The organism is Acinetobacter sp. YH12027 (assembly GCF_013420085.1).
Lineage (GTDB): Bacteria > Pseudomonadota > Gammaproteobacteria > Pseudomonadales > Moraxellaceae > Acinetobacter > Acinetobacter amyesii.
Genome location: NZ_VOYW01000088.1, coordinates 1 through 2,988 on the forward strand (window position 1 = coordinate 1; position 2,988 = coordinate 2,988).

The window sequence follows — 2,988 nt, forward strand, 5'->3', positions numbered from 1 at the left end:
CATAAGAAATTTTATGTTAAATGATTGTTAGAAATGCCCCTTGATCGAGGCATTTTCTATAAAGAATACTAAAAACTAATTAAAGCCAACCAAGTTTCAAAACAAGGCAGTTCTCAGCAATCATATTTTTAAATTATATAACTCCCAACTGAGCTTTTGCTCCAACGATAAGGCTTTCATTTTGAGTTTCTAAGGCAAATAAACCATACATCAAAGGAGAGGCCGCTGCTCTTTCTAAAGTCTGTTCATATAGTTTATTCCAAACTTTACCCCCTAGTTTTTCATACTCGATGATTAGAGTTTTGAGGCTTTCTTCTCCAAACAAAGTTACATGCCCAGCAAAATCAATCGCTGGGTCATCTATATGGGCTGTTGACCAATCAATAACGCCTGAAACAGCTCCATCCTTTGAAGCTAGTACATGCCCAGCATATAAATCGCCATGTATAAATTGGGTGAAATCTGCCCATAGAACATCATTATCCAACCATTTTCTGTAGCGGGTTTCCAATTGCTCACTTATACCAATTTCAGATTTTACTAACTGCAAATTGTTTGCTATTTCAGGTCTTAAATCTGAAGGTTTCATAATTTTCAAATCATTTTCCCGAACTTCTTTTTCAGGAATACTATGGATTTCAAATAAGGTTTTTGCCAAAGATGTTATGTATTTCGGGCTATCTTTGTCCATATTCCAAATTATTTCATAGGTTTCAGCATCCAAATTTAAAACAGGATTATCTTTAAGTATGGGATAAGCCACTAATTCTGTAGATGAAATTCTCCAATCAGGAACCTCTACAGAAAGATGTTTTTTTACCAATTCTAAAATGCGTTTTTCTTTCTTGATTTGTTCCCTCATGCCATCACGACGAGGAATACGCAGCAACCATTGTTGCCCCTTTGTATCAAGAGCAAAAACGACCTTAAAATCAATGCCCATTTCATTGAAATTCATTTTGTCCGTAAGCAACAAGCCGTGTGCTTCAGCAAGTGATTGAATATCTTGAATTGTCATTTTTAATTTCCTTTAAAGAGTTCAATAATTAATGTTCGGATTAGATTGGCTATCATTAACAATCTCTCTCAAAAGTCTTGATGATTTTGTGGTCTTTGATCTCGTAGATAATGTCAGCAATATTATCGACCAATTGCTTGTCATGAGATACGAAGATAATAGTTCCTGCATAGGACTTCATCATTGTTTCTAATGCGGCAATACTTTTTAGGTCAAGATAGTTTCCTGGTTCATCCATAAGCAAAATATTATATTTTCCTAAAAGCATTTTGGATAAAAGCAGTTTGATGATTTCACCTCCCGATAAGTCGGATAAGTTTTTTTGAATATCATTCGCTCCGATCCCCATTGAAGCCAATACTGCACGAATTTCCGCAACTGTGTACTCGCACTCTTCCTGCATAAAGGAGAGCACAGATTTATGCGTGTTAAATTTATATCCTGTTTGTGTAAAGTAGCCAATTTCAGCTTTTGGAGATATGGTTAATCCATCAGCACGTTCTGATATCATTTTTAACAAGGACGTTTTCCCTGTTCCATTCGATCCAGTTATAGCGACTTTAGCGCCAAGCGGTATTATAAAGTTAGCGTCATCAAAGATAGTACGGCTACCAAATTTTAAGCTCAGACCATCTGCCGTAATCGGGAACTTATTGTGCAGTTCTAGGGCTGAACTTTGACGAAAACGAATAGAACGCAAATGCTCTGGTGCTTGAATATCTTCTAATGCAGCCAAACGCTTTTCCATACTCTTAGCTGCCTGATACAGTTTTCTTTGCTTGGTGCCAGTCATTTTTGCATGCCCAAGTCGTCCAGCACTTTCGGTAGAGTTTTTGGATTTTTCTCCTTTTTTCTTATTGTCTAATCGATTAGCTTGCTGGCGTTTTTCTTGCACAGCAGATTCTAATCGCTCCCGTTCCTTCATCATCAGCTCATATTCTACGGCTTGGTGTTGTCGCTCTTCTTCTTTTTGACGCAAGTAATCCGAGTAACCACCCCAATATTCCGTAATTTTACCGTCTTTTAACTCCCATATCTTGTCTACAACCATATCAAGAAAATATCGGTCATGACTGATAACAAGTAATGCTCCATCAAATGCTTTAAGTTGACCAATAAGTAGATCTATTCCATTGAGATCAAGGTGGCTGGTTGGTTCATCCGCTAGAATGCCATGTACTTGTTGGGAAAATGCGGCAGCAATTTTTGCACGAGTTTCCTCTCCGCCACTCATTGTGTCGTTTTGTACATTGGAAACACCAAGGCGAGATAACATTGCCCGGTCTTCGACCGTTTCTATTTCGATTCCGCCCAGTTGGCTGATATGTGCAAAATCACCAAAACGCTGTAATGTCGCTTCGGCTAAAACAATTTCGCCATTAAGTACTTTGAGTAAACTACTCTTTCCTGCTCCGTTATCACCCACAAGACCAATACGGTCATAAGAGTGAATTTCCAATTCATCAATATCCAAAACATCACGCCCAGCATAATCCAAGCGTATGTTTCTCGCTTTAATAATTAAACTCATTTTTATTTACTCCTGTTTAGCTCTTGAAATTTTTTATGCAGCAAACAGGATTTAGGTGAAAACAAAAGCTAGCATCACAGTGTCCTCCCAAAAAAAAAGCTATTCATCCACAGGGTGGACAAATAGCTAGTCAATTAAGTTATAACTGGAAACTATGCACTAAAAGCATACTTATAAATTAAGCATACTTTTACTTTATATATCCGCATATATTCTTAAAGACACAACAAAAGCCCACCATTATAAAATAGTGTCACTATGCAAATAGTTGTGTCTTAACGAATGCGGATAGAATGCATAAACTTACCTAAAAAATAAAATTCAGTTTTATGATAACTTTACTGTTAAAAGAAGTCTAGACAACCTTGTTTTATGCTTGGATATAAGGCTTATTTTAAAATAATAGTAGTGAAGATTTTCTAAAATTAACATAATACAC

2 protein-coding genes are annotated in these 2,988 nt (G+C 36.6%); both read right to left on the reverse strand.

The window, feature by feature from the left end; all coding sequences use genetic code 11:
- Positions 1–133: 133 nt before the first annotated feature.
- Positions 134–1,018 carry an Mph(E) family macrolide 2'-phosphotransferase gene (locus FTT94_RS16320; protein WP_000155092.1) on the reverse strand — a complete coding sequence of 295 codons (885 nt, stop codon included), beginning with the start codon at positions 1,016–1,018 and terminating at the stop codon, positions 134–136.
- A gap of 55 nt (positions 1,019–1,073) precedes the next feature.
- Complete coding sequence (gene msr(E) / locus FTT94_RS16325; protein ID WP_000052512.1) at positions 1,074–2,549, reverse strand: ABC-F type ribosomal protection protein Msr(E); 1,476 nt, start codon at positions 2,547–2,549, stop codon at positions 1,074–1,076.
- Positions 2,550–2,988: the final 439 nt, after the last annotated feature.

Bases quoted from the DNA above. Each gene is read 5' to 3' on its own strand.
- FTT94_RS16320 (WP_000155092.1), bottom strand. From the start codon at position 1,018: ATGACAATTCAAGATATTCAATCACTTGCTGAAGCACACGGCTTGTTG.